This window comes from Streptomyces sp. NBRC 110028 (assembly GCF_001417735.1).
In the GTDB taxonomy this organism is placed as follows: Bacteria; Actinomycetota; Actinomycetes; order Streptomycetales; family Streptomycetaceae; genus Streptomyces.
Genome location: NZ_BBUZ01000042.1, coordinates 49687 through 73311, shown reverse-complemented (window position 1 = coordinate 73311; position 23625 = coordinate 49687). Strand labels below are relative to the sequence as shown.

General features: G+C 67.7%; 23 protein-coding genes and 1 pseudogene. 10 read left to right on the top strand and 14 right to left on the bottom strand.

Annotated elements, in window-relative coordinates; translation table 11 throughout:
- Positions 1-172: 172 nt before the first annotated feature.
- Positions 173-1720 (top strand): MDR family MFS transporter, encoded by a 1548-nt coding sequence (locus ASC60_RS32120; protein ID WP_055557162.1) that lies wholly within the window; start codon positions 173-175, stop codon positions 1718-1720.
- A gap of 154 nt (positions 1721-1874) precedes the next feature.
- Here ASC60_RS32120 and ASC60_RS32115 read toward each other — a convergent pair whose 3' ends face one another.
- From ASC60_RS32115 to ASC60_RS32080, 8 genes are all read right to left on the bottom strand, one after another.
- Positions 1875-2879, bottom strand: a complete 1005-nt coding sequence (locus tag ASC60_RS32115; RefSeq protein ID WP_055557160.1) for a sugar phosphate isomerase/epimerase — start codon at positions 2877-2879, stop codon at positions 1875-1877.
- Positions 2880-2977: 98 nt separating this feature from the next.
- On the bottom strand, positions 2978-4108 hold the full coding sequence (locus tag ASC60_RS32110) for a Gfo/Idh/MocA family protein (RefSeq protein WP_370592994.1): 1131 nt from the start codon (positions 4106-4108) through the stop codon (positions 2978-2980).
- Positions 4105-4860: a sugar phosphate isomerase/epimerase gene (locus ASC60_RS32105; protein WP_055557158.1), complete on the bottom strand. Its 756-nt coding sequence runs from the start codon at positions 4858-4860 to the stop codon at positions 4105-4107. Before ASC60_RS32105 ends, ASC60_RS32110 begins: the two co-directional genes overlap by 4 nt.
- 57 nt (positions 4861-4917) lie before the next feature.
- Positions 4918-5811 (bottom strand): carbohydrate ABC transporter permease, encoded by an 894-nt coding sequence (locus tag ASC60_RS32100; RefSeq protein WP_055557156.1) that lies wholly within the window; start codon positions 5809-5811, stop codon positions 4918-4920.
- Entirely contained in the window at positions 5808-6770 is a 963-nt protein-coding gene (locus ASC60_RS32095; RefSeq protein ID WP_055557154.1) for a carbohydrate ABC transporter permease, read from the bottom strand. The genes ASC60_RS32100 and ASC60_RS32095 overlap by 4 nt, the downstream gene beginning before the upstream one ends.
- Before the next feature lie 14 nt (positions 6771-6784).
- Entirely contained in the window at positions 6785-8086 is a 1302-nt protein-coding gene (locus ASC60_RS32090) for an ABC transporter substrate-binding protein (RefSeq protein WP_055557152.1), read from the bottom strand.
- Between the two features lie 47 nt (positions 8087-8133).
- Complete coding sequence (locus ASC60_RS32085) at positions 8134-8913, bottom strand: hypothetical protein (protein ID WP_055557150.1); 780 nt, start codon at positions 8911-8913, stop codon at positions 8134-8136.
- A complete protein-coding gene (locus ASC60_RS32080) occupies positions 8910-9998 on the bottom strand; it encodes a Gfo/Idh/MocA family protein (RefSeq protein ID WP_199831102.1) in 1089 nt (362 codons plus the stop codon). Before ASC60_RS32080 ends, ASC60_RS32085 begins: the two co-directional genes overlap by 4 nt.
- A 558-nt stretch (positions 9999-10556) precedes the next feature.
- Between ASC60_RS32080 and ASC60_RS32075 the strand changes: the two genes are divergently transcribed.
- Positions 10557-11204 (top strand): TetR/AcrR family transcriptional regulator, encoded by a 648-nt coding sequence (locus ASC60_RS32075; protein WP_055557146.1) that lies wholly within the window; start codon positions 10557-10559, stop codon positions 11202-11204.
- A 288-nt stretch (positions 11205-11492) separates the two neighbouring features.
- Here ASC60_RS32075 and ASC60_RS32070 read toward each other — a convergent pair whose 3' ends face one another.
- Positions 11493-11954 (bottom strand): MarR family winged helix-turn-helix transcriptional regulator, encoded by a 462-nt coding sequence (locus tag ASC60_RS32070; protein ID WP_055557144.1) that lies wholly within the window; start codon positions 11952-11954, stop codon positions 11493-11495.
- A gap of 157 nt (positions 11955-12111) precedes the next feature.
- On the opposite strand from ASC60_RS32070, the gene ASC60_RS32065 reads away from it, so the two are divergent.
- On the top strand, positions 12112-13059 hold the full coding sequence (locus ASC60_RS32065) for an amidohydrolase family protein (protein ID WP_055557228.1): 948 nt from the start codon (positions 12112-12114) through the stop codon (positions 13057-13059).
- Positions 13060-13754: 695 nt separating this feature from the next.
- On the opposite strand, the pseudogene ASC60_RS32060 reads toward ASC60_RS32065, so the two are convergent.
- Both ASC60_RS32060 and ASC60_RS32055 read right to left on the bottom strand, forming a co-directional pair.
- A pseudogene (locus tag ASC60_RS32060) lies at positions 13755-14435 on the bottom strand (IS701 family transposase); the annotation flags it as partial.
- Between the two features lie 46 nt (positions 14436-14481).
- Positions 14482-14835, bottom strand: coding sequence for a hypothetical protein (locus tag ASC60_RS32055; protein WP_055557142.1), 354 nt, complete (start codon positions 14833-14835; stop codon positions 14482-14484).
- Positions 14836-16060: 1225 nt separating this feature from the next.
- Between ASC60_RS32055 and ASC60_RS38530 the strand changes: the two genes are divergently transcribed.
- The 6 genes from ASC60_RS38530 (at position 16061) to ASC60_RS32025 (ending at position 19762) form a co-directional block, all read left to right on the top strand.
- Positions 16061-16630 (top strand): hypothetical protein, encoded by a 570-nt coding sequence (locus ASC60_RS38530; RefSeq protein ID WP_234357221.1) that lies wholly within the window; start codon positions 16061-16063, stop codon positions 16628-16630.
- Positions 16631-17411: 781 nt separating this feature from the next.
- Positions 17412-17714, top strand: a complete 303-nt coding sequence (locus tag ASC60_RS41895; RefSeq protein ID WP_159043366.1) for a hypothetical protein — start codon at positions 17412-17414, stop codon at positions 17712-17714.
- Positions 17715-17869: 155 nt separating this feature from the next.
- Positions 17870-18538, top strand: coding sequence for a DUF6461 domain-containing protein (locus ASC60_RS41890; protein WP_159043365.1), 669 nt, complete (start codon positions 17870-17872; stop codon positions 18536-18538).
- A 285-nt stretch (positions 18539-18823) separates the two neighbouring features.
- Positions 18824-19063, top strand: a complete 240-nt coding sequence (locus ASC60_RS32035; RefSeq protein WP_055557136.1) for a hypothetical protein — start codon at positions 18824-18826, stop codon at positions 19061-19063.
- A 40-nt stretch (positions 19064-19103) separates the two neighbouring features.
- Positions 19104-19475 carry a DUF6247 family protein gene (locus tag ASC60_RS32030; protein ID WP_055557134.1) on the top strand — a complete coding sequence of 124 codons (372 nt, stop codon included), beginning with the start codon at positions 19104-19106 and terminating at the stop codon, positions 19473-19475.
- Between the two features lie 47 nt (positions 19476-19522).
- Complete coding sequence (locus ASC60_RS32025) at positions 19523-19762, top strand: hypothetical protein (protein WP_055557227.1); 240 nt, start codon at positions 19523-19525, stop codon at positions 19760-19762.
- Between the two features lie 200 nt (positions 19763-19962).
- Here the strand turns inward: ASC60_RS32025 and ASC60_RS32020 are convergent, their stop codons facing one another.
- The gene (locus ASC60_RS32020; RefSeq protein ID WP_055557132.1) at positions 19963-20862 is read right to left on the bottom strand and encodes an NADP-dependent oxidoreductase; all 900 of its coding nucleotides are present in this window, start codon (positions 20860-20862) and stop codon (positions 19963-19965) included.
- Positions 20863-21057: 195 nt separating this feature from the next.
- The gene (locus ASC60_RS43825) at positions 21058-21180 is read right to left on the bottom strand and encodes a hypothetical protein (RefSeq protein ID WP_267892838.1); all 123 of its coding nucleotides are present in this window, start codon (positions 21178-21180) and stop codon (positions 21058-21060) included.
- Positions 21181-21259: 79 nt separating this feature from the next.
- On the opposite strand from ASC60_RS43825, the gene ASC60_RS32015 reads away from it, so the two are divergent.
- Positions 21260-22792: an ISL3 family transposase gene (locus ASC60_RS32015; RefSeq protein ID WP_107097228.1), complete on the top strand. Its 1533-nt coding sequence runs from the start codon at positions 21260-21262 to the stop codon at positions 22790-22792.
- Between the two features lie 317 nt (positions 22793-23109).
- On the opposite strand, the gene ASC60_RS32010 is transcribed toward ASC60_RS32015, so the two are convergent.
- Positions 23110-23625, bottom strand: a complete 516-nt coding sequence (locus tag ASC60_RS32010) for a RidA family protein (RefSeq protein ID WP_063787248.1) — start codon at positions 23623-23625, stop codon at positions 23110-23112.

The following is a 23625-nucleotide window of genomic DNA, read 5'->3' as shown; positions in this document are numbered from 1 at the left end:
AGGCGCATCATGCAGGCCGCCGATGCGCTGCCGCACCGCGAACTACCTCTACGCCCGCCCTACTGCACACCTCGCTCAAACTCGTTCGTAGCGAACTCGTTCGTTGGTGGTCGGGCCGCTTCAAGCGTCTCGTCACGCCGTCCCCCAGATCCACAGAAAGGGGTGATCTGTCATGGCGGCCCCTTCCATACCGGCCGGCACTGGCGACAGCGTCACCGTCCCCAAGAACATCCGCTGGGTCCTGCTCGGCGTCATGCTCGCCCTGCTGCTGTCGATGCTCGACGGCCTGATCGTCGGCACCGCGATGCCCACCGTCGTCGCCGACCTCGGCGGCCTGGACCACATGTCCTGGGTGGTGACCGGCTACACCCTGGCCACCGCCTGCTCCACCCCGGTCTGGGGCAAGCTCGGCGACCTGTTCAACCGCAAGAGGGTCTTCCTCACCTCGGTCGCCCTCTTCATCGCGGCCTCCGTGCTGTGCGGCACGGCCGGCTCGATGACCGAGCTGATCATCTTCCGGATCATTCAGGGCCTGGGCGCGGGCGGCATGGGCGCAGGCGCCTTCTCCCTGATCGGCGCGCTGCTGCCGCCGCGAGAGCGCGGCAAGTACCAGGGCATGACCGCCGGTGTAATGGCCGTCGGACAGCTCGGCGGCCCCCTGGTCGGCGGGTTCGTCACCAGTCACCTGAGCTGGCACTGGGCGTTTTACATCAACGTGCCCGTCGGCGTCATCTGCATCGCCTGGTGCTGGCTGCTGCTCCGCCTGCCGCCCGCGCAGCGCCGCGCGAAGATCACCATCGACTGGCTCGGCATCATGTTCCTGACCGGCGCGATATCCGCGTTCGTGCTCGCCGCGACCTGGGCCGGCAGCACATACGCCTGGCTCTCGTGGCAGACCACCGGCCTGGCCGTCCTCGCCCTCACCCTGCTCGCCGCGTTCATCGTCACCGAACGGCGCGCCACCGAGCCGCTGATGCCCCTGCGCATCTACAGCGGGCACCGCAACTTCCCGATCGCCGCGATCCTGCTGACCGTCAGCGGCGTCACCCTGTTCGGAGCGACCCTCTACCTGCCGCTCTACCAGCAGGTCGTCCAAGGAGCCTCGGCCGCCAACTCCGGTCTCCTGCTGCTACCCCTGATGATCGCCACACTGATCACCTCCAGCATCGCCGGCAAGGTCATGACCGCGACCGGCCGCTACAAGATCTTCCCCGTACTGGGCACCCTGCTCATGGTCGTCGGCATGGGACTGCTGTCCACCATGAACACCGACACTCCCCGCACCCTGACCTCCCTCTACATGGTGGTCCTCGGCGCAGGCACCGGATTGTGCATGCAGATGTCCAGCACCATCGCCCAGAACGCCGTCGAACTACGCGACATCGGCTCCGTCTCCGCCGCCACCAACCTCTTCCGCAACCTCGGTGGCTCCATCGGCATCGCCATCTTCGCCTCCCTGTTCACCGGCACCGTCACCGCCGGCACAGCAGCAACCCCCGCAGAGGGAACCGGCTCAAGCGCCGCCACCGCCCACCCCACCCAGACAGCCCGCGGCCTCATCTACATCCACGACGTCGCCCACGCCACCCACCTGATCTTCCTCACTGGCGCCTGTATCGGAATTGCCGCACTGATCGCCTCCGTACTGATCGAGGAAGTACCCCTCCGCGGCAAGTCCGGGGCTGCTGCTTCAGCCAAGCCCGATGCCCAGACCGCGTGACTCATCCACCGGGCCCTCCCGACGCGTCACGAACAGGTCGCCCAGCCGCGGTTGAAGATGACCTCGGCGGCCAGCCGGGAGTCGGAGCACTGTTTGCCGGCGGCGGTTGACTCCTTCCACCAGCCGCCGGCATCTGTTGCAGCCGCGCAGGAGGTCAGCTCTGCTTGCCGAAGGCGGCGTCGAAGGCGGCGCTGGCGGGGGCGAAGTCGTACTTCTTGAGGGCGGTGAGGGCTTCGGGCGCGCCGTAGAGACGGTCCATGCCGGCGTCCTCCCACTCGATGCTGATCGGTCCTTGGTAGCCGATGGCGGCCAAGGCGCGGAAGGCGTCTTCCCAAGGGACGTCACCGCGGCCGGCGGAGACGAAGTCCCAGCCGCGGCGGGGATCTCCCCAGGGCAGGTGGGAGGAGAGGATTCCCGCGCGGCCGTTGCCCATGCGGATGCGGGTGTCCTTGCAGTCGACGTGGTAGATCCGGTCGGCGAAGTCGGTGATGAAGGCGACGGGGTCGATGCCCTGCCAGATCATGTGGGAGGGGTCCCAGTTCAGGCCGAATGCCTCCCGGTGTCCTATGGCTTCCAGTGCGCGCTGGGTGGACCAGTAGTCGTAGGCGATCTCGGACGGGTGGACCTCGTGGGCGAACCGGATGCCGCATTCGTCGAAGACGTCCAGGATCGGGTTCCACCGCTCGGCGAAGTCCTGGTAGCCGGCCTCGATGGTTTCGGCCGGTACGGGCGGGAACATCGCCAGATAGTGCCAGATGCTCGATCCGGTGAAACCGACCACGGTTTTCGCCCCGAGCGCGCGGGCGAGGCGGGCGGTGTTCTTCATCTCCTCCGCGGCGCGGGTCCGGACGCCCTCGGGGTCGCCGTCACCCCACACCCGGGAGCCGACGATGGTCCGGTGGCGGAAGTCGATCGGGTCGTCGCACACCGCCTGGCCCTTGAGGTGGTTGGAGATCGCCCAGAGTTTGAGGCCGTGGCGTTCGAGGATGTCCAGGCGTTCGGCGATGTAGGTGTCGTCGTCCCATCGCCAGGCGTCCAGGTGCTCGCCGGAGACGGCGATCTCGAGACCGTCGTAGCCCCAGTCGGAGGCGTACCGGGCCACCTCCTCGAGTGTCAGGTCGGTCCATTGGCCGGTGAAGAGGGTGAAGGGGCGGGGCATGGGTGCTCTCCGGGGGGTTGTCGGCTCGCGTGGTCGGTCTTCGCCGAAAGCGGGACTGCGGGGGAGGCAGCGGCTGGAAGGGGGGTGTTTCGCGTGCTCTACAGGTGCACGGTGGCGGGTGTGGCAGCGGATGCCTCGATCGCGGCGAGGATGCGCTGGACCTGCAGCCCGTCTTCGAACGAGGGTGAGGGCGGGATGCCGTCGCGGATGGCCGTGAGGAAGTCACGGGCCTGGTGGGTGAAGGTGTGCTCCCAGCCGATCGTGTGGCCGGCAGGCCACCATGCGTCCATGTAGGGGTGCCCGGGCTCGGTGACGAGGATCCGCCGGAGGCCCTGTTCTTCGGCCGGACCCGCTGTCGCGTCGAGGAACTGGAGTTCGTTGAGCCGTTCGAGGTCGAATGCCAGGGACCCCTTGGAGCCGTAGATCTCGATCCGCAGCGAGTTCTTGCGTCCGAGGGCCACCCGTGAGGCGTGGACGGAGGCGACGGCTCCGCCGGCCAGGCTCAGCGTGGCCCAGGCGGCGTCGTCGACCGTGACGTCCTCGACCCCGTCGGGACCGGGGCGTCGGCGGGTGAAGGTGTGCAGGCGTGCTGAGACATCGGTGACGGTGTCGCGGAGGAGGAACTGGACCTGGTCGATCGCGTGGGAGGCGATGTCCCCCAGGGCTCCGGATCCGGCTGTCTCCTTGCGAAGCCGCCAGGTCATGGGTGCGGCTTCGTCGGCGAGCCAGTCCTGCAGGTACGACGCGTGGACCTCGCGGACGGTGCCGAGACGGCCGGCGGCGATGAGCCGGCGGGCGTGGGCGAGGGCCGGCACGCGTCGGTAGTTGAACCCGACCATCGACTGGATCCCGTTGTTCCGTGCGGCCCCTGCGGCCGCGGCCATGGCCTGGGACTCGGCGATGGTGTTCGCCAGGGGCTTCTCCACGAGCACGTGTTTGCCGGCCTTGAGGGCCGCGATCGCGATCTCGGCGTGCAGCGCGCCCGGGGCGCAGATGTCCACGATGTCGATGTCGTCGCGGCCGATGACCTGTTGCCAGTCGGTTGCGGATTCCGCCCACCCGTAGTGCTCCGCGGCCTTTGAGACCTGCTCGGCGTCCCGGCCGACGAGCACTTTCTGTTCGGCGGCCGGGATGTCGAAGAACGCGCGGACGTTCCGCCAGGCCTGCGAGTGGGCCTTGCCCATGAACGCGTACCCGATGACTGCGACACCGAGCGTGCGGCGGCTCACTTCGCGGCCCCCTGCACCGCCGGGGCGCCGGCCTGGAGGTAGCGCAGCGAGGCGGTGACGCCGTCGAAGATGTCGCCCGCGTAGTCGTCGAACTCGACGACGCGGACCTTTAGGGACTTCGCCGCGGCGATCACATCCCAGATGTCCATCGAGCCCTGGCCTGCGGGAAGCTGGGCTCGGACGTCGGTGTTGACGGGCCCGTCCTTGATGTGGAGCGCAACGACCCGTCCGCCGAGCCGCTCCAGCAGTGCGGCGGGGTCTTCGCCGCCGACCGCGGCCCAGTAGGTGTCGATCTCGAGAACGAGCTCGGGGTCGAGCAGAGCGGCGAAGAACTCGAGCGCCGTGCTGCCCTCGATCTTCGAGGAGAGTTCCCAGTCGTGGTTGTGGTAGCCGACGCGGATGCCGTGCTCGGCGGCCTTCCTGGCGGCTTGGTTGAGCCCGGCGGCCGTGTGCCGGATGGTCTCGGCATCCTGCCAGTGTTCGGCCGGGACGTAGGGCTCGATCACGGTACCGATGCCGAGGCGCTGAGCGGCTGCGAAGATCTCGTCCTGGTTCCCGGACAGCAGGGGGGCGTGGCCGGTCGGGGCGCTGATGCCGTTCTCGGTGAGCGCGTCGGCCAGCGCGTCGGCAAGGCGTGCGAAGTCGTAGGGCTCGACCTGGGTGTAGCCGATCTCGGCCAGGCGCCGGATGGTCCCGGGAAGGTCGTCGGCGATGGCGTTGCGGACGGTGTAGAGCTGGACTGAACAGGCCATGGGGAAGTGTTCCTTCGGCAGTGGTGGTGCGCAGAGAAGGTTCGTGCGGGCTCGGGATCAGCGGCCGGCGAGGGAGCCGCCGATGCCGCCGACGCTGAAGTACCTGTTGAGGGTGGCGAACACGGCGACGGGCGGGAGCATCATGACCACGGCGAGGGCCATGACGGAGCCCCAGTCGGTGGTGTTCTGCTGGAAGAAGGACTCGACGCCGATGGGCAGGGTGAAGTTGACGTCGGTGCGCAGGAACACGATGGCGACGAGGTAGTCGTTCCAGGCGAGGAGGAAGGCGAAGATCGCGGTGGAGAGCACCCCTGGGAGGCTGTTGCGCAGAACGATCCTCAGGAAGGAGCCGAACACCGAGCAGCCGTCGATCCAGGAAGCCTCCTCCAGACTGACGGGGATCGAGTCGTAGTAGGCGGCCATCATCCAGGTTGCGACGGCCATGGTCGAGGCGACGTAGACGATGATGACGCCGAGCAGGTGGTCCGCCAGGCCGAGGTCGGCGAACAGGATGAACAGGGGCACCACTGAGGTGATGACCGGCAGGGACTGCATGACGAACAGCAGGAGGGAGTAGCCCGAGACGGCCTTTGAGCGTCCGCGGGACAGGACATACCCGGCCGGGGCGGCGACCGCGACGGAGACGACGACGGTGACCAGCGTGACGAGGAGGCTGTTGCCGAGCCAGGTGGATGCCAGGGTCTGGGTGAAGACGTTGGTGAAGTTCTCGAATGTGAAACCGGTGGTCGTGCTCGTGGCGCCGGGGGTGAAGGCGAGCACGGCCACGACGGCGATGGGGACGAGGACGACGGCGGTGATCACGAACATCAGGGCGAAGCGCCACCAGCGCCCGCGCACTTCGGCCTCAAAGACGGTGCGGCGCCTGGGGGAGCCGCCTGCGGCGGCCCCGTCGGCCGCTTCAGCGGCTTGGGTGTGCAGGACGGTGCTCATTCGACGCTCGACTTTCGGATCTGGCGGTACAGGACGGCGGAGACGACCACGAGGGTGACGGTCATGAGGAACGCGACAGCCACACCGGGGCCGGTCTGGAAGTTCTGGAACACGGTGCGATAGGCGAACACGACGAGTGAGTTGGTCGCGTCGGCCGGGCCGCCACCGGTGAGCAGGTAGATGGTCGGGAAGTCGTTGACGCAGAAGATCGTCATGAGGATCCACGAGATGTACGTGGAGCGTGCGATGAGCGGAAGCGTGATCCTGGTGAACTGCTGCCAGCGGCCGGCTCCGTCCATGCTCGCCGCCTCGTAGACGCTGGGGTCGACGGCGGCCAACGCGGAGGCGGACATCATCATCATGAACGGGAAGCTGACCCAGACCTTGAAGACGCAGACCGTGACGGCAGCGAGGGTGGGGTCGGCGAGGAAGAGCGGTGTGCCCAGGCCGAGGGAGTGCAACAGGGCGGGGACGGGGCTCTGCGGGGTGGCGACGAGCCAGTTCCACGCGGTCGAGGAGACCACGATCGGCACGACCCACGGCAGGAGCAGCAGGATCTTGAACACGCCGCGGGCAGGGATGCGGGTGCGCAGGAGGAGGGCGAGGCCGAGGCCGACGAGCCACGAGCCGAACACGCCCACGATCGTGAACACCACGGTGAACTCCGCAGCCTTCCAGAACGCCGCAGAGGTCAGGACGTGTGTGAAGTTCTCCAGGCCGACGAAGCGGCCGGCGTCGATGAGCGAGCCGCTGTGGGTGGCCTGGATCGCGGCGTAGACCAGCGGGTAGCCGTTGATCAGAACCAGCAGGAGTACCGAGGGCAGCAGGAGCCAGAAGAACGTTCTGGTCGCCTGTGCCCTGAGCGGGCTGGTGGGATGACGCTTCGCCGGGGCGCAGCCAGGACCGCCGGGGGCCACACCGCGGCGGGCCTTGGCCAGCCCGTTCGTCGTGGTGGTCATGGAAGGGGCTCCCGTCAGGAGGTGATGACGGACTGCAGGCCGGACTGGAACGTGCGCAGTGCGCTCTTCGCGTCCGTCTTGCCGCCCAGGACCGTCTGGGTGAACTGGTTGATCGCCTGGCCGCCGTCGAGGACGGCGAGGTTGGCGCTGAGGGCCGTGCCGCGGGCGGCGGACGTCTTGGCGATCGGCTGGTACTCCTTGAGGATCCTGACGTTGTTCGCGTCCTTGGTGAACTCGGGCAGTGCGGTGATGGACTTGAACACCGGCAGTGAGTTCATGAGGTTCTGCTGCCACAGCTGCTTGATACGGCCCAGGTAGTAGACGAGGAACGCCTCGGACGAGGACTGGGACGGGGTGTTCTTGTACATCATGATGTTGTTCAGGAAGACGAGGGCCGCCTTGTCGCCGTGCGGTCCTGTCAGTGGGCTCGCGGCGATGATGTCCCCCGAGGTGTCGCCCACGCGCTGCGGCAGGCCCAGCACGTACAGCCCGAAGCCCGCCTGCTTGTCCTTCCACTGGGCGTCCATGTTGTTCGTCGTGTAGCTCACGGCCCCGGGATCGATGACGCCGTTCGAGACCAGTTCGCGGACGAACTCGACGGCCTCGACGTTGCGGTCGTTCAGCAGGTCCACGTGCCCGTCGGGGGTCCAGACCCCGCCGCCGTTGTTGAGCATCATGGCGATGAGGAAGTGGTTGCCGATGTTGTTGCCTGCGCCGGAGCCGGTGCAGAACCCGATCGCGCCCGCCTTCTTGAGGGCCTTGCCTGCCTGGAGCAGTGAGGGCCAGTCGGTCGGGACAGCGGCGTCGGCCTTGTCCAGCAGGGACTTGCGGTACCAGAACACGCGCATGTCCATCTGCCACGGCACGGCGACGTAGCCGTTGTCCGACTTGAACGGTTCGAGGACGCCCGGGAGGAAGTCGTCGTACTGGCCGTTCTTCTTCAGGGCATCGATGACGTTGTCCGCGTGCGCGATCGCCCCCTGCTGCTCGAACTGGAACGCCTGGAAGCCGGCGCCGGTGGAGACCGCCGGGCCTGTCTTGGAGGCGATGGCCGAGGAGAAGGTCTGGTAGAAGTTGTTCCACTGGATGATCTGGTAGTTCGTTCTGAGGTCGCCCGAGGCGGGGACGTACGACTGCGTGATCTTCTTCGCTGCGGTGTTGTACGCGGGCGTGGCCCACGGCATGTCCCAGAACTCGATGCTGTTCCTGCTGGAGGACGAGGAGCCGCCGCAGGCGGAAAGGGTGGGCGCGGCCGCAGCGGCAGCGGCGAGTCCGAGGAAGCCGCGGCGGGTGAACGCGGTTCGGGATGGGTTCATGGCTGGTCCTTCGTCATGGAGAGTGGCGGCGGTGGAACGGCGTGACCTCAGCCCCGCAGTGCGACGGCCAGTGCGGTGATGCGGTGGAGTTCGGCGACGTCGCTGCAGACGGTGGCCCCCGTGGCGATTGCCACGGCCCGCCGCCAGCTTGCGCGGCGGGATGTTTCCCACAGAGTGGGCAGGAGGCGTTCACCGTCAGGTGTGAGGATCCGGACTTCGGCCGGTGCGGCCGTGTCCGGTGCCGGAACGGCGGCGGTGAGACCGCCGTCCGCCGTCAGCAGCCGTAGCCGCAACGAGGCGGGCGCGGCGTTGCTCACGACGACGGAGAGGCTCAACGGGGCACCCGTGTCGAGGCGGCCTGCAGCATGCCATCCGTCGCGGTCCCGGTGGAGCGTCCGGCGGAGGCCGAAGGCGCCGGCCACGCGGGATGTCGCGGTGAGCAGGTCGAGCATCGCGGCGTCGAGATCGGTGCCCGCAGGCACACGCAGCTGCGCGTCGGCGAAAACGGCTCGCTCCCGCAGCGGACCGGCGGCGTCGCCGGCTGCCAGCACGCCGGGGTTGGCAGCGAAGGCCCAGCCCAGCACGGTGTGGGCGGCGGCTTCCACCCCGAGCCGTGCGGCTCCGTTGTCCGCGGAGGGTGACTCCACGACGACGGCCACGGCCCCGCCGGCCAACGCCTCCTCGGCGCGCTCGGCCCACCCGGGCGCGCCTGTGACGGCGGCGAGCTGCGCAGGCGAGGAAGCAGGGGCGAGTGAGAGGGGAAGCGAGGCGGTGACCTCGGCCAGTCCCGGGACCTGCGTCGTGTCGACGGTGAGTGCGACGGTCATGCTGCAGCCTCCAGGATGTGAGTCCGGGCGCCCTCGGCGATGGCGAGGGCGAAGCTCAGGTCGTCGATGAGTGCTGGCGCGCCGGGCGCCGGATCAGTGCCCCGGAGGATTCCGGCGATACGCCGCCACTCGCCCTCGTAGCCGTTGTGGCCGAACGGACCCGCGATGGTGGTACGGCCGCGTGCCGTGAGTTCGGCGACAGCGGAGCCGGCTTGAACGTACGACGGCGTGAACGTCACCTTGAGCGACGAATCCGGGCCGATGGCCTCGAACGTCCAGTCGGGCTTCCATGCGGCGCTCGCGCCGGAGGACATCTGGGCGGTGAGCTCGACAGTTCGGCCGCCGGCCCGGAGGAGGAAGATGTAGCCCACGGGTTCGACGACCTCCGCGCGCAGGACCGCGAGGTCGTCGAAGCAGGGCACGAAGCGCCGCGCGAGGGGCAGGTCGTGGATCGCCAGGCCGAGGATGCCGCCCGCGAGCGTGGCCGCGATGACCGTCGGGTCGGTGGTGTCGGGCTCATTGGCGCTGGGGCGGGCGATGACCTCGGTCGCGAAGTCCTCGAAGCGGGCGTTCGGCGGCAGCACGATCGAGGAGCGCAGGGTGTGGGCCGTCTTGGGCAGGTCGCCCCACAGCTGCTCGGCTGCGAGCCACCCTGGATCGAACGCGTGCATGGCCCCGACGACGATCGGCACCCCTGTCTCCGCGGACACCGCGGAGATCTGGGCGGCCTCCTCGACCGAGACCGCGAAGGGCTTCTCGCACAGCACGGCCTTCTTTCCCGCCCGGCAGGCGGCGATGACCTGCTCCGCGTGAAACCGGTGCGGGCTGCAGACCGCGACGACATCCACGCCCGGGTCCGCGAGGAGGGCTTCCACCGAGGGGGTGTGCCGGGCACCGACTCGGGCGGCGACCGCAGAGGCGACATCGGCGTCGACGTCCATGACATGGGCGACGGTGAACAACTCGGTGAGTCGAGAGAGTGTCGGCAGATGGATCGCCTGCGTCACCGGGCCCGCGCCCAGGAACCCCACGCCGAGACGGGAGTTCGCGGCTTGGACTGTGTCGGTCGGAGTCGATGAGGGCACCTGGAGAACTCCTGTGTGATCTTGAACCGGCGGCGCTGACGGCGCGAGGCAGACGGTTGACGTGGCGGGCATCACATGGAAACCACCCGCTTACTTTTCGGAACAGTAAGCGAGTGGTAGCTTTTGGGCAAGGGGATGAACGACAGGATCTGACACCGTTCCCTTTCGCCCGGTTCGGCGAACGATGTTCAGATCTGGCACGGCGACAGAGTGCTGCGGGGAGGGGACATGCCGGATGCCGACACGTGTCCCACCGCGTGGAGGGCGGCAGATCGCCTTGTTGCGGACAGGTCGCGGGAGGCGGCGTGCGATGAGGCCAGGCCCGCGGCCGCTGCCGCCCGCCTGCCGACGCCGAGACGGATTCATCCTCGCCGGGCCGCGAGCCACATTGCCGGGTCGACGGACGCATCGGCAGCGGGGCTGCTGCGAAGGGGAGCCGTGCGGATGCCTGCTCGGCAAGCCGACCCGGGATGCCGGACCTGAAGGAGCGAACCGCGTCCAAGACCAACTGCGCTGGGACTGCGCCATCGGACCACAACGAGGAAGGGCCAACTGGCTATGGCAGAACAGGCTTCGGAGTCATCACGAGGCCCCTACCGCAAGGGCATCGAACGCAGACGGCAGATCGTGGAGGCGGCTGCAAAAATCTTCGCCCAGTACGGCTACGCGGCAGGGTCCCTGCGCCACATCGCGGCGGAGGTCGGCGTGACCAACGCGGCGCTGATCAAGCACTTCGGGGACAAGGAAGGGCTGCTCACCGCTGTCCTCGACTACTGGGACCGCGAAGCGGTGGTGCTCAGCGGAACGGGCCTGGAGTACTTTCGCTCCATCTGCACGCTGATGGAGTACCACACCACTCACCGTGGCTTCATCGAACTCTTCCTGACCCTTGCCACGGAGGCGTCGAATCCCGAGCATCCCGCACGGGAATTCTTCGTCGCCAGGTACAACAAGGTGGTGGCCGAGTTTGCCACGCACCTGCGCGAGGCTCAGGAGGCCGGTCAGGTCGCCCTTCCCGAGGAACGGGTCGAACAAGAGGCCCGAGCACTCGTCGCACTCCTCGACGGCATCGAGATCCAGTGGCTGCTCAACCCCGAGTTGGACCTCGTCGGGTTTGTGCGCGCCCTCCTGGAGACGACCATCGAGCGGTGGCAAGCGGGCCACGGCTTCGTGGCACCCCTCGGCGCCAAGCTCACGGAGACCTGACGCAGACCGGGGCCGGCAGCGGTGTGCGCGGGGGGCGGGACCGGGTCGAGGCGGTGGTCTTCGCCTACGAGACCCGGCTCGTCCAGCCCGGCCGATCGGCAGTGCGTTGCCGGACAGTTCCTGACCACGGGCCAGGGGCCAGTTCGGGGCGGCCTGGGAGCTGGTGCGCCGGGCCTGCGCCCGGACCGCCCTCGTCGAGTCCGACGAACACCGGCAGGTGATCGCGCCGAGACCGGCCACCCGCCAGGCCCCAGGTCTGCGCGCACAGATTTTGGCCGGTGAACGGGTTCAGGTCGCGTTGTGTCGCCGTGTTGACCAGTTGGCGCTGTCCTGGCTGTAGCGGACGAGGTAGTGGGCGAATTGGCGGCGTTCGTCGGGATCCCATGCCGCGGTGATGCGTTCGAAGGTATCGCGTTGCTCGCAGGCCAGGCGGCGTCGTTCGGCTTCGCCGGCCTCGGTGAGTTCCAGGACGGTGCGGCGGCCGTCGGCCTGGGAGGCGGCGCGGCGCAGCAGGCCGTCGGCGATGCAGGCGGCGACGGTACGGCTGGCGACGGGCTGGGTGACACCCATCTCAGCGGCGATGCCGCCGACGGTCATCTCTCCTGGTGCGTCAGCGACCACGTTCAGCACGAGGTTGCGGGTCAGGTCCCGGCGTCCCGTGGGTGAGCGGCGGCGCAGACGCGACAGGGCGGGCCCGACCTGGTCGAAAAGGGTCTCGTCGTCGGGTCCGGGCGGTGTCGGGTTGCTCATGTCAAGCATCCTAGGCGATTTGCATACCTTGCGGGTTGCACATGCTGGATGAAATGTGCATAGCATTAGGTATGTAATTTGCTGCGGTGCGGTCAGTCGCACGACGCCCGGTGCGCGCTGACCGCCGTCTCCACCCCACGACTGACAGGTGCTCGACATGTCCGCCCAGCGCATTGATGTCGACGCCCACTACTTCGGCGGGAGCGTGGCCGCCCTTACCAGAGCCAAGGGGCTGCCGACGGCTCTCGCCGCGGCGTCGTGGACGCCCCAGGGCGCGCTGGCGGCCATGGACCGGCACCAGGTGGCCACGCAGGTGCTCTCCGTCCCGTTCACCGCGACCTCCAAGGGGCAGGACGCCGGCTTCGCGCGGACGCTGTGCCGTCGTATCAACGAGGAGCTGGCCGAACTGACCGAGCAGCACCCCGGCCGGTTCGGTGCATTCGCCTCCTTGCCCGGTGACGACACCGAGACGATGCTCGACGAGCTCGCCTACGCGCTGGACACCCTGCACCTGGACGGCGTGTCACTCACCTCGAACGTCGCAGGGCACTACCTGGGGTCACCGATGCTCGAACCGGTGCTCGCCGAACTCGACCGCCGCCGCATGCCGGTCCACATCCACCCCGCCGACTGCGCACACGCCGCCGAACTCGCTCTCGGCCGCCCCGCCTCGCTGGTCGAGTTTTCCTTCGACACCGCCCGCAACATCACCAACGCCCTCTACCGCGGGGTGTTCCTGCGCCACCCCGGTCTCAGGCTGATCCTGTCGCATCTCGGCGGCCCGCTGCCCGCGCTGGCCTGGCGCATCGCGGCGTGCACCGCGGTCTCCACCGGCCCCCAGGACACCCCCCTCACACCGCAGCACGTGCACGACGAGCTGCGGGGCCTGTACTACGACACCGCCATGGCCGGCGGCCCGCACTCCCTCCTGCCCGCCCTGCAGGTCACCGGCATCGACCACATCCTGTTCGGCACCGACGCGGCAGCCGCCCCCGAACCGCTCATCGCCGACGCCATCAGCGAACTCACCTCGACACTGACCGGCCCGGACCTGCAAGCCGTCGAGCGCGACAACGCCCTGCGCCTCTTCCCCCGCCTCGCCTGAACCCCTGACACCCGACCCCCGCCACCGGGCACGCCACCCCGGTAGCCGGCGGCACCGGACAAACAGATCTCCGAAGGGAACCACAAGTGATCATCAAGAACGTGACCGTCATCGACGGCACCGGCAGCGCGCCCCGCCTCGGTATGGACGTCACCATCGCCGACGGACGCTTCACCGACATCCGCCCCACTGCTGCGGAAACTCCGGCCGCTCCCGGCGGCCACGCCGACGACCAGGTGATCGACGGGCGCGGCCGCTACCTCGCCCCGGGCCTGTGGGAGAGCCACACTCACCTGACCGGCCACGCGATGGCCCTGCCGGAGGCCGAGCGCGTTCCGCACGTGCGCCAGCAGCTGGCCGACTACCTGAAGGCGGGCATCACCTCGGTGTGCGACCTCGGCGGATCGGCCGCCTACGGCCGCATGGTCCGCGAAGCGGGGCAGCCCGGCACCGCGGCGCGGCTCTTCTACGCCGGACCGTGCTTACACCTCGGTTCCGGCCGCGTCCTGGCGGTGAGGCACAGCCCTGCGCGGCCCCACCGGCTTCCTCTGCGACACCGCCTCGGCCACCGCTACGGGCGCATCCGCCTCGGCCAGTGCCGGGACGGTCAACATGATCGGATCGCTGCAGTGGGCGGGGTGGGTCGAGTCGGTGGGCCGGTCCGGGGCCGCGCTGGCGGCGACGGCGGTCAGGAAGGCCAGGGCGAGCATGGCGAGCGTGATGTGCCGGTGCCATGCGGTCCAGTTCCGGACCTGGTAGTGGTCGAGGCCGACTTGGCCCTTGGCGGCCTGGAAACACTCCTCCACGCTCCAGCGGACACCTGCGACGCGGACCAGCTCCGCCAGGGGCACCTTGGTGGGTGACCAGCACAGGTAGAAGGCGAGTTCGCCGGTGGTCGGGTTGCGGCGGACCAGCAGGTGGCGGTGGGCGTCGCTGCCGATGTGGATCCAGGCCCAGTCGTAGTAGCGCGGGCCCTTCGCCCCTGCCCCGGCGCTGTGTCGCTGCCAGGCCGTGGCGGGCAGGCGGCGGACGAGGACGTCGGCGCGGACGGGGGTGCGGCCGTGGTTGATCCGGACCCGGGTGGAGCAGGCGACGGCCAGCACGTAGCCCAGGCCCCGTGCCTCCAGAGCGGCGCGGAGCTGGGGATCTTGGCCGTAGGCTTCGTCGCCGGTCGCCCAGGAGGCGGTGATGCCGGCGTCCAGTGCGGCGGCGATCATCTCTTGGGCCAGGCGGGGCTTGGTCGCGAACTGCACCGTCTCGGGTATCCCGGCCGCGTGGCGGCGCCCGGGACAGGCATCGTCTGGGCTCCTCTCATGAGACCCATCTGACCCCCTGTCACCCTTCCCCGCATCCCGGGGGAACCTCAGTGCGCGCACGCCGTCCGAGTCTGTCAGCCCTCGGTAATTCCTCTGGCCTCCGCGATCACTGCGGCAGGCCGGCCTGGGCTGCCAGGCGGAACACGTCCCCGCACGTGGGGGACGGCACCGGTGAGCGTTCGGCGAGGACGATCAGCGTATGGCGCAGTTCCCTGCTCAGATGGAAGAGCCAGCGGCTGGACTGCCCACCCTTGTAGGCGTACAAGCGGAAGAGGCCGACGGTCTGTCCGTCACAACCATCGGCGAAGGTATCCGGGAGCCCCGCGAGCAGGTCGATGTCACGCTTGCCAGTCGCCGCATCCGCCACGGCGCTGAGAGGCAGCGCGTCGAATTCTGCGGCAGACACGGAAGCTTCAGCCGCGACGGCGTGGGCAGCCAGGGCCGCGAAAACCTCGATCAAATGCTCGCCTTCGACTGTGCCGATGCCCCAGGTCCGCAGGTTCTCGTGACGACGAGCCTGCCGTCATGGCTCCTGGTCCATCAGTGGCAGCAGAACACGGCCCAGGCGCGCACAGCGGGCCCAAAGCATGTCGTGGTCCGAGGTCACGGTCGATCCTCTCTACGGCGAGTGGAAGGCCTGAGGCGAGGATCAGCCCGACTGCCACAAGCCCCCCAATTTCCCACTACGCGCAGGGCACGTACAGAACGGAGCTGTTTGCCGTGCCATGGCCCGTAGTGCCGCTCGAGCTCACGATGGCCCCGACCGTAGTGGTACGCCAGCCAACCTTCGGGTCATTGGGGTGGTTCACGCAGGTTGCCGCTGCGGTCGACGACCGCAGCGGTGGCGCGCACTTGGACTGACGTGAGGTTGCTGCCGTCATCCACATGTTCGAGAAGTTGTTGTAGAACTCGAGGTCCGCCTCGCTGGTGCAGGCCACAGGCCCACCTGAGCATGAACTGAAGCCCCCGGTACCCGTCATCCGGGAGCCGCTGTGGTTGGGCTTCGACGCGTAGGTAAGACAGGTGGCCGCTGCTCCCGATGTGTCCTGCGCGGTCACCGCGACCTCAGGCGGTTCCGCATTCGGCGGCGGGTCCGCCAGCGCCGTCTGAGGGCTGGTGGCGACCAACGCCAAACCGACGGCGAATGCACTCGCAATGGTTTCTTAATCGCACGAAGTAGTCTCCTCTTCGCTGTACGGCGCCCAACTGACCATCAGCCGGGCCTTGGGCAACACCAGACCGTAGATGTGGAACACGAGGTACATCAGTGGCGTACCAGCCAACGCGCCGGACCAGGTTCCGTCAGCTGCTCGACGAGGCCGCCCCTCGCCTAGGCCTATCGGGATAGCCGCCGAAAGCCACATCAGTAGGCGAGGTTGGCGGCGGAACCAGCCAAGCCGCTTCGCTCACACTCTGCACACATGGCAGGTGCAGCAATAACGGCTTTTGATCTCTGGCCAACTTCCCGTGGACTGCCCAACGCCGCCTGCCGTAACCAGGAACACTTCTCGTACTTTGATCGCCGTACACCACTCAGGCACTACCTCAGTGCCGCACAGCGGCCTACCTGGTACCGAACAAGGTGTACCTAGCAGGCTTTAAGAGAAGGGAAGCACCATGAAGATCGGCATCAAGAGCAAGGCTTGCTGCTCGCATGCTCTTTGGCGGCGGTGCCGTTAATAGGAATGCTGCATTCCGCGCAGGCGGATAGCGACACAAGCAATGTTGTCAGACCGAGCGCGGGCCTCTTCGGTGAGGACCCTCAGTCGGATGATCCTGGCTCGGAAGATGTCCCGGCTACCCCGGTAGAGGAACAGCCGGAGCTGGAAGGCGAGCTGATCCCGCACGTCGTCGAAGACGCAGCGGCCGAGCCCCCGGTCATCGGCGATGGCGACGGCAGCGGAGGATCCGCTGTCGAAAGCGCTACCAAGTGCACGGCCCCCAGCAACGACACCTGCCAGGTCCTCAAGGGAAGAAAGCTGAAGCTCGATTCCTGGACGAGTCTCGCCTATCGGTTCCCCCGCCACGGTCGAGTATGTGACATCCTGGCGACGTTCAAGTACAACGTGACCATCTTGCATCCGGGCGTGTGGGAGGTCGCCAAGTTCAGGGGCTGCAAGACCGCTCCGCCGAACGGTTACATCAGGTGGGACTCGGCGAACGTCGGCCCCGTGACCTTCAACGGCAACACCTACGTGAACGTCGCATGGACAGACGGTTTCGGGACAACCCCCAAGGCCCACGTCCATAAGTAAAAAGACGTGGGATTCAGCCAGCAGCTACGGCAGGGGTACGACATGAACAGCGACCAGCGCCTCACGCCCACGATTGGCTACCCATCCCGCTGGCGGGTTTTACTACGCCGGTTCGTGCAATGCCCTGGGGTCTTCCAGGTCACCACGTGGGCCGATGCAACCCTGCCCTTTGTTCGAGGACGCCTGGGATGGATCTTCGATAGCCCCTCGGCGACTTCCGGACGAACTTAAATGTCCAACTAACTCATCCGTTAGTCAGCTGCGGGTGTTCTGAACCCTGGGAAAGAGAAAGTGCCTTCTTGACTGGCGCGGCTGTCTACAAGCTCGTTCTAGCAGGAAGGCACTTTCTGTCTGCATGCTACTGAGGCGCACCCAGACCTCTCGCACTCGTCATACTCTACGGCCCGTATCGGGCGGTGAGAAGGGCGTCGGCTGCCTGCCGGTCAGGCCGTTCCGCAGCCGTCGCGCGCCAGTAGTAGAAGCTGGAGCGGGTGACGCCGAGGACGCTGCACAGCCGCTTCACGCCATAATTTGCCCTGGTAGTCGGCGACGAACCAGAAGCGGTTCACCAACGCGTCTCTCGGGCGAAATACTTCGTCGCCTTCCGAAGGATCTCGCGTTACTGCCAGCCAGTAAGTACGGCGCCGCGGCAGTTCTGTACAAGTGGGCACAGGTCAAACTCCCGGACCAGTGGGGCGCAGGAACCCCCCTGCGGCGATTGGCGGACGATAAGGCTTCTGAAGCTAACCGTGATAGCATCTGTGGCGCGTCATTCGAGCGGATGCCCGATGTCATCCCCGATGACTCGTGTGATGAGTTCCCCTTCGCAAAATCCTATGAGGGTGGCACTCCCGGTTTGCTGTGCGCGGAAGTCATACCCGGGCAGATCAGTCCCGGCATGTGGGAAGTTCGCGATGCCGATCCCGGCAGGCCCGTCAAATTTACAGAGAAATGCGCACGGGGCCACGTTCCCCGGCCAGAGAACGGTGCGGCAGGTGGAAAGCTTGGAAGCTTCGCTAGTTTGCAACGAGTCCTCGACCTGGAAAAGTACAACGTGGACGTACCCGACATCAAATTCCAGTGAGCCGTAGACTCTGTAAACGTACAGCCTGAGCACCCAGTTCCGGACATTCAGGTCCTGAATCCTCCACAGCACTGCTCTATCCCTGCACCATCGGCCATGACACCGCCGCGCCTCCGGCTAAGCCAGAGGCGCGGCTCCGGTTCTCGGAGCACACTATGAGTACGCCGTCCTCACCATGGGAGTGGACATCCACCATCGGTGGCACAGGATTCTGCGTCACGTTCACCCACGGCAAAACCCCGCACGAGGTGCTGGCATGCTACGGCGCCGACCCTGGCCGCGCGGCCTTGCATACCTTGTACGAGTCTGCCGATAAATACGAGGAGACATCAGAAGGAACACTGCTCAGGACGGGCCCCTTGGGCAGGTGGACCTTCTGCTATGAAGACGGGGTCCCTGAAGGCATCAAGACACAGGTTCTGCACCGACTGTCGCAGGGAACCGATACACTCGCTCTCTTCAAAGGCGGAGACGGCCTGGTCACCTTCACTCATTTCCACGACGGCAACCGCGCTGCACAATTCGAGCCGGGGCGCCCCCATACGATCGACGGCGACGACCCCCAGCACTTCTGGCAAGCCATTCAAATAGCCAGGCAGCCAGCAGACAACAATGGCAGACCCGTCCTGTCAATCCATGCTGCCTTGCATGCGATCGGCCAACACATCGGAGCTGACTTTGACACATCCACGCTGAATGGATCGATGCTCACTGCGTTACTTCCCGACACCGACCGCGTACCCCGCGACATCACAACATCCCAGCCATCAAATGGCCCTAGCAGACGGAGCCTCGGGAGGGCCATTCAAGCCGATACCCAGTAAGAGGAGGTGCGGCTAGGCGCTCGAATCACCCGTCACACTGCGCCCTCACCGGAGCCGATATGGCCGCCCCCCAGTGCGCGCAGAAACGGCAAGGTCGCGGGCCTCGCGAGCAAGGCCGCCTACACCCCACAACGGTTCCATGAGTCCGAGCGTAAGCGGCCGCACGAATCCGGCCTCGGTCCGGACAGTCGTCCCGGACCGGGGCCGGGCTCGACGGATGGCGAGCGCGATATCGTGGAGAGCCTGATGTCTGTTCGTATCCCTGACCTGGCAGGAGCGTCCCGCGTGCCCGAGGACCCCATAGCCCACCACCGACTCGCCGCCCTCTCCTGGCGTTTCGAAGAGGCCACGGAGAAGAACGACCGCGAGTTCGAGATCATCAAGAGCGACATGACCGCGGTGCGTCCCCAGGCCGGAAACCTCGGCCAGAAGGCCGACCGACTGCAAGCCCGTCTCGAAGACCTCGGGCAGAGGTTAAACCGGAACCAGGCGCAGATCGTCAAGCTGCTCACGGGCCGCAGATAGTCGTCGCGGCCCCGGTGAGCATGACACGGAGCGAGGCAGCATGAGCGAGTCAGTAGCCGACGGACACGGCCCCCTGATCCCGCAGCCCAAGGCGACCGCGGAGGAGCTGCGTGCCGCGCTGGTGCGGATCGCGCCGAGCCAGGTGGCCGTCTTCGACGCTGACCGGACGAAGGCGATGGCGGCTGCTCGTGAGCATGTGGACGCGGCGCCGATGCGGCGGTTCCTGCGGCAGTGGGCGTTGACCGTGGCGATCGAGCGCCACCCCGCTCGCGCAGCACGCCTGCGCGAGCTGGAGACACGCGCCGCGCAAGTGGAGGACCTGACGGAGGCCCGCGCCATCGCCGCCGAGGTGTCCGCCATCCAGACCGAGGCGGCGGACGAGGCGGGTATCGACCGGCGGGCTGGCGGGTGACCGGCGGGAGTGGATGGCAGTGGGAGTACGAGCCCGGCTTCGAGCACATGGCGAAGGGACTGCCTGAACGCGTGGTCGCTGAAGTGGAGAGGCTCGCCGGACAGCTCGTCGACCTGGCCGAGATGGGGATCGACGTCACGGACATCGGAGAAGGCCCGCGTCCAGGGGGCGCCGGCGGCGTGCGGCGCCTTCCCCTCCTTGAGGACGGTTTCATGCTGGCGCTGCCGCTGCCCCGCTTACAGCTGATCGCCATCACGTACATCTGCCCGCCGTTCGCGGACCTGTAGCCCCCTCCAAGCGCCGTAACTCATCTGCCCGGCCCAACGAGATGAAGGGGCCGCGCCCGCCGGACAGTGGCGGACGCCGCCCCTTCAAGCTCTGGGGAAAGAAATCTTCAGGCAGGCGGCCGCGGTGTGATCAACGACTTCTCGATCGGGCCTGGCGGGCACGGTGGCTCAGCATCGGGATCGGGCGGTATCCGGGCGGGTCATGCTCGGGTAAGCACGATCTTCTTACCGCCGGCCCGTCCGGTAACCACCCGGGCGAACGCAGCCGGCCCCTCGCTCAGCGGCAGGGGTTCCGGTGCGAGTTTCAAGGTTCCCGCGGCGGCCTGGTCCGCCAGCTGGACAAGCTGCGCGGCGTTGGGCTCGACGTAGAGGTCCCAACTCGTGATGCCTCGTTCCTCCGGAGGCGCGTCCGAGGTCAGGGAGCACAGTCGGCCGCCGTCCCGCACCAAAGGCAGGACGGTGTCCGCCGTGCTGGTGGCGATGGTGAGGGCGGCGTCGAACCCACCGCGTACCTTGGCCGACCAGTTCGGGTCGTGGTAGTCGACAACCTCCATCGCTCCCAGCCCGAGCAGGCGCTCTGCGGCGGCAGCAGACGCGGTCGCGGTCACCTCGATGCCCTTGGCCGCGGCAAGCTGGATGGCCAGGGCTCCGGTGGCCCCGCCTCCGTTGGTGATGAGGAGCCGCTGTCCTCGGCTGAGGTCCAGCTTCTCCAGAGCCTGCAACGCGGTGAGTCCGTTGACCGGCAGCGCCGCCGCGTGCACGGCGTCCAGCCCGCGTGGGCAGGCTGCCGCGTGATCCGCGTTGATCAGAACGCGTTCGGCCCAGAAGCCGCTGCCCCCGGGCAGCGGAGCCTCGTGTGCGAGCACCCGGTCGCCTACGGCAAACCCGGTGACACCCGCGCCGAAGGCCAGCACCTTGCCCGCGCCCTCCACTCCCAGCGCCGCCGGGGGACGCAGCCCCACGTCCCAACCAGCGCCGTTCAGCAGTTCGTCCCACGGGCCAACCCCGGCCGCCTCAACCGCCACCAGGATCTGACCGGGCCCCGGAGATGACGGTTCGGGCAACTCCAGCAAGGCGACTTCCTTCTCGGCCCCGGACACTCCGCACGCCTTCACAGCAGATCTTTGTCCTCTCACTCAGCCCGGCTGGCCGGGAGGTACGGGCCAGAAACCCAAAGCAGGCACCAGTGTCGACCTTGGGGATCCCCTACGGAGGTAGCTCGTGGTCTCAGCCGCATTCGTGTCGAGCCTATGCAGCTAGCGACCCGGACATGTGGGTGGCGGTGTCCGTGTCGTCTACCGGGTGCCGCGCAGGTGGTCTCGCCGGGCAGTGACCAGGGCGCGCCAGCGCTCGCGGACGGTGTGTGCGTCATCGAGCCACTGGATGGCGCTGTCGACGGGCTGGGGCAGGTTGCCCATGGCGGGGGACGTAAAACGTTCGGCCCTGTCTCACATTCGGTGGTGATGGAGAGTCGTGGGGCTCGTTGCCCTTCATGTGATGGATGTCAACAAGCTTGTGCAGATGGTGTTTTCGGGTCTGTCGCCGCTGGTCATGGAGGATGTGGCCGACGAGGGTGAGCGGATCGTGGTGCGGGCCCGGACGCCGCTGGACACCGCGGTCTGTTTGGTGTGCGGGGCGTCGTCGGGACGGGTGCACGGCTATCACTGGCGGACGGTGGCCGACGTTCCGGTCGACGGGCGACGGGTGGTGGTCCGTGTGCGGGTGCGGCGTCTGGTGTGCCCCACGCGAGGGTGCCGCCACACCTTCCGCGAACAGGTGCCCGGGGTGCTGGAGCGATACCAGCGACGAACCGCTCGTCTGACCAGGCAGGTCAAGGCGGTGGTCAAAGAGTTAGCGGGCCGGGCGGGATCACGTTTGCTGGCGATACTCGCGGTGGGCCTGTCGCGTCACACGACCCTGCGCACCCTGCTGCGCATCCCACTGCCCACCGGGCGGACACCCCGTGTGATCGGCGTCGACGACTTCGCCCTGCGCCGGCGGCACCGCTATGCCACCGTGGTGATCGACGCCGAGACCCATGAACGGATCGACGTACTCCCCGACCGCACCGCCGACACCCTTGAGGCGTGGCTGCGCAAGCACCCGGGTATCGAGGTCGTGTGTCGTGACGGCTCGGCGACCTATGCCGAGGCCATCCGCCGCGCCCTGCCCGACGCGGTGCAGGTCGGAGATCGCTGGCATCTGTGGCACAACCTGTGCGACGCCACCCTCAGCGAGGTGAAGGCCCACAGCACCTGCTGGGCCACCGTACTGGACGCACCCATCTACGACGGGCCCCGCGCACAGACCACCCTCGAACGCTGGCATCAGGTCCACGACCTCCTCGACCAAGGCGCCGGCCTGCTGGAATGCGCCCGCCGCCTGCAACTCGCCCTGAACACCGTCAAACGCTACGCCCGCGCCGACCAGCCCGAACGGATGCTCCGCGTCCCCAAATACCGCGCCAGTCTCGTCGACCCCTACCGCGAGCACCTGCGCAAACGCCGAGCCGAGGACCCCGCCGCCCCCGTCAAGCACCTCTTCGAAGAGATCAAAGCCCTCGGCTTCACGGGATGCCTCAACCTTCTGCACAAGTACATCAACCAAGGCCGCGCAGACGCCGACCGCAGCCACATCTCCCCGCGGCGGCTCGCCCGGATGCTGCTGACCAGGCCCGACAACCTCAAGACCGAGCAGCACGAACTCCTGGCCAAACTCACCGCCTCCTGCCCCGAGATGACCCAACTCGCAGCCGGTATCAGAGACTTCGCCCCGCTCCTTACGCCGCACGCCGACAACGCCGACGCACTCACGCGCTGGATCGCCCAAGTCCGAGAGGCCGACCTGCCTCATCTGCGCACCTTCACCCGGGGCCTGGACCGAGACCTCGACGCCGTGATCGCGGGGCTCACCCTTCCGTACAGCAACGGCCCCACCGAGGGCGTCAACACGAAGACCAAACGGATCGCGCGCCAGATACACGGACGAGCAGGCTTCACCTTGCTCCGGCACCGCATCCTCCTCGGATAGCAGCACGCTCCGTTACCACCGAATGTGAGACAGGGCCACTCGTTTGACAGACCCGAGGGCTTCCAGGGCGAAGGTGTCTTCACCCGGCTCGCCCGCGTCGGCGCTTGGCAGCGCGGCGAAGCGGAGGAGGAGCGGCGTCGCGTGGCTGAACGGGAGGCCGGCTCGTCCGGCCGTTTCGCGGGTGGGAGGACGTAGTACAGGGTGTCGCGTCTTTGCAGCCTGACCTGCACCTTGACCCCCGGGGCCACCCGCACCCCCATCGACGCCAGGGCCTCCAGGGGCTCGCGTTCCAGTCGCGCGGCGAAGGACGGGTTTTTTCAGGCCCGGCGGGTGAGTGCCGTTTCGAGATCCTGGTCCCCGTCCGTCTCGTGTGCCCTGGCGGGCTCGCCCGCCTCGGTGCCGGCGTCGGCCGGTACGGCCCGGTCCTGGCTCCCCTGTCCGGGGAGCGCGGCGACCACCTTGACCTCCAGGAGGAACCCCGGTGCGAAGAGCGCGGACACGCCCACCAGCGTGCTCGCGGGTGCTTCCGCGACACCGGCCCGCAGCGGCCCGAAGATCGCGGGCAGCAGCTCCGGGGTGTAGTCGACGACGTAGATGGTCTCGTCGACGATGTCGTCACGGGTGGCGCCGACCGCGGCGAGCGCGGCGTCGAGGTTATGGGCGATCTGTGCCGCCTGGGCCCCGTGGTCACCGAGTCCCACGGGCCGTCCTCGCTCATCCCAGGCGACCTGCCCGGAGAGTTGCACGAGCCGCCTTCCGTCGACGGTGACGACCTGGGTGATCTGGTCGGACGGGTTGTGCACGGACGGTGGGCTGACGCGGGTCACCGACAT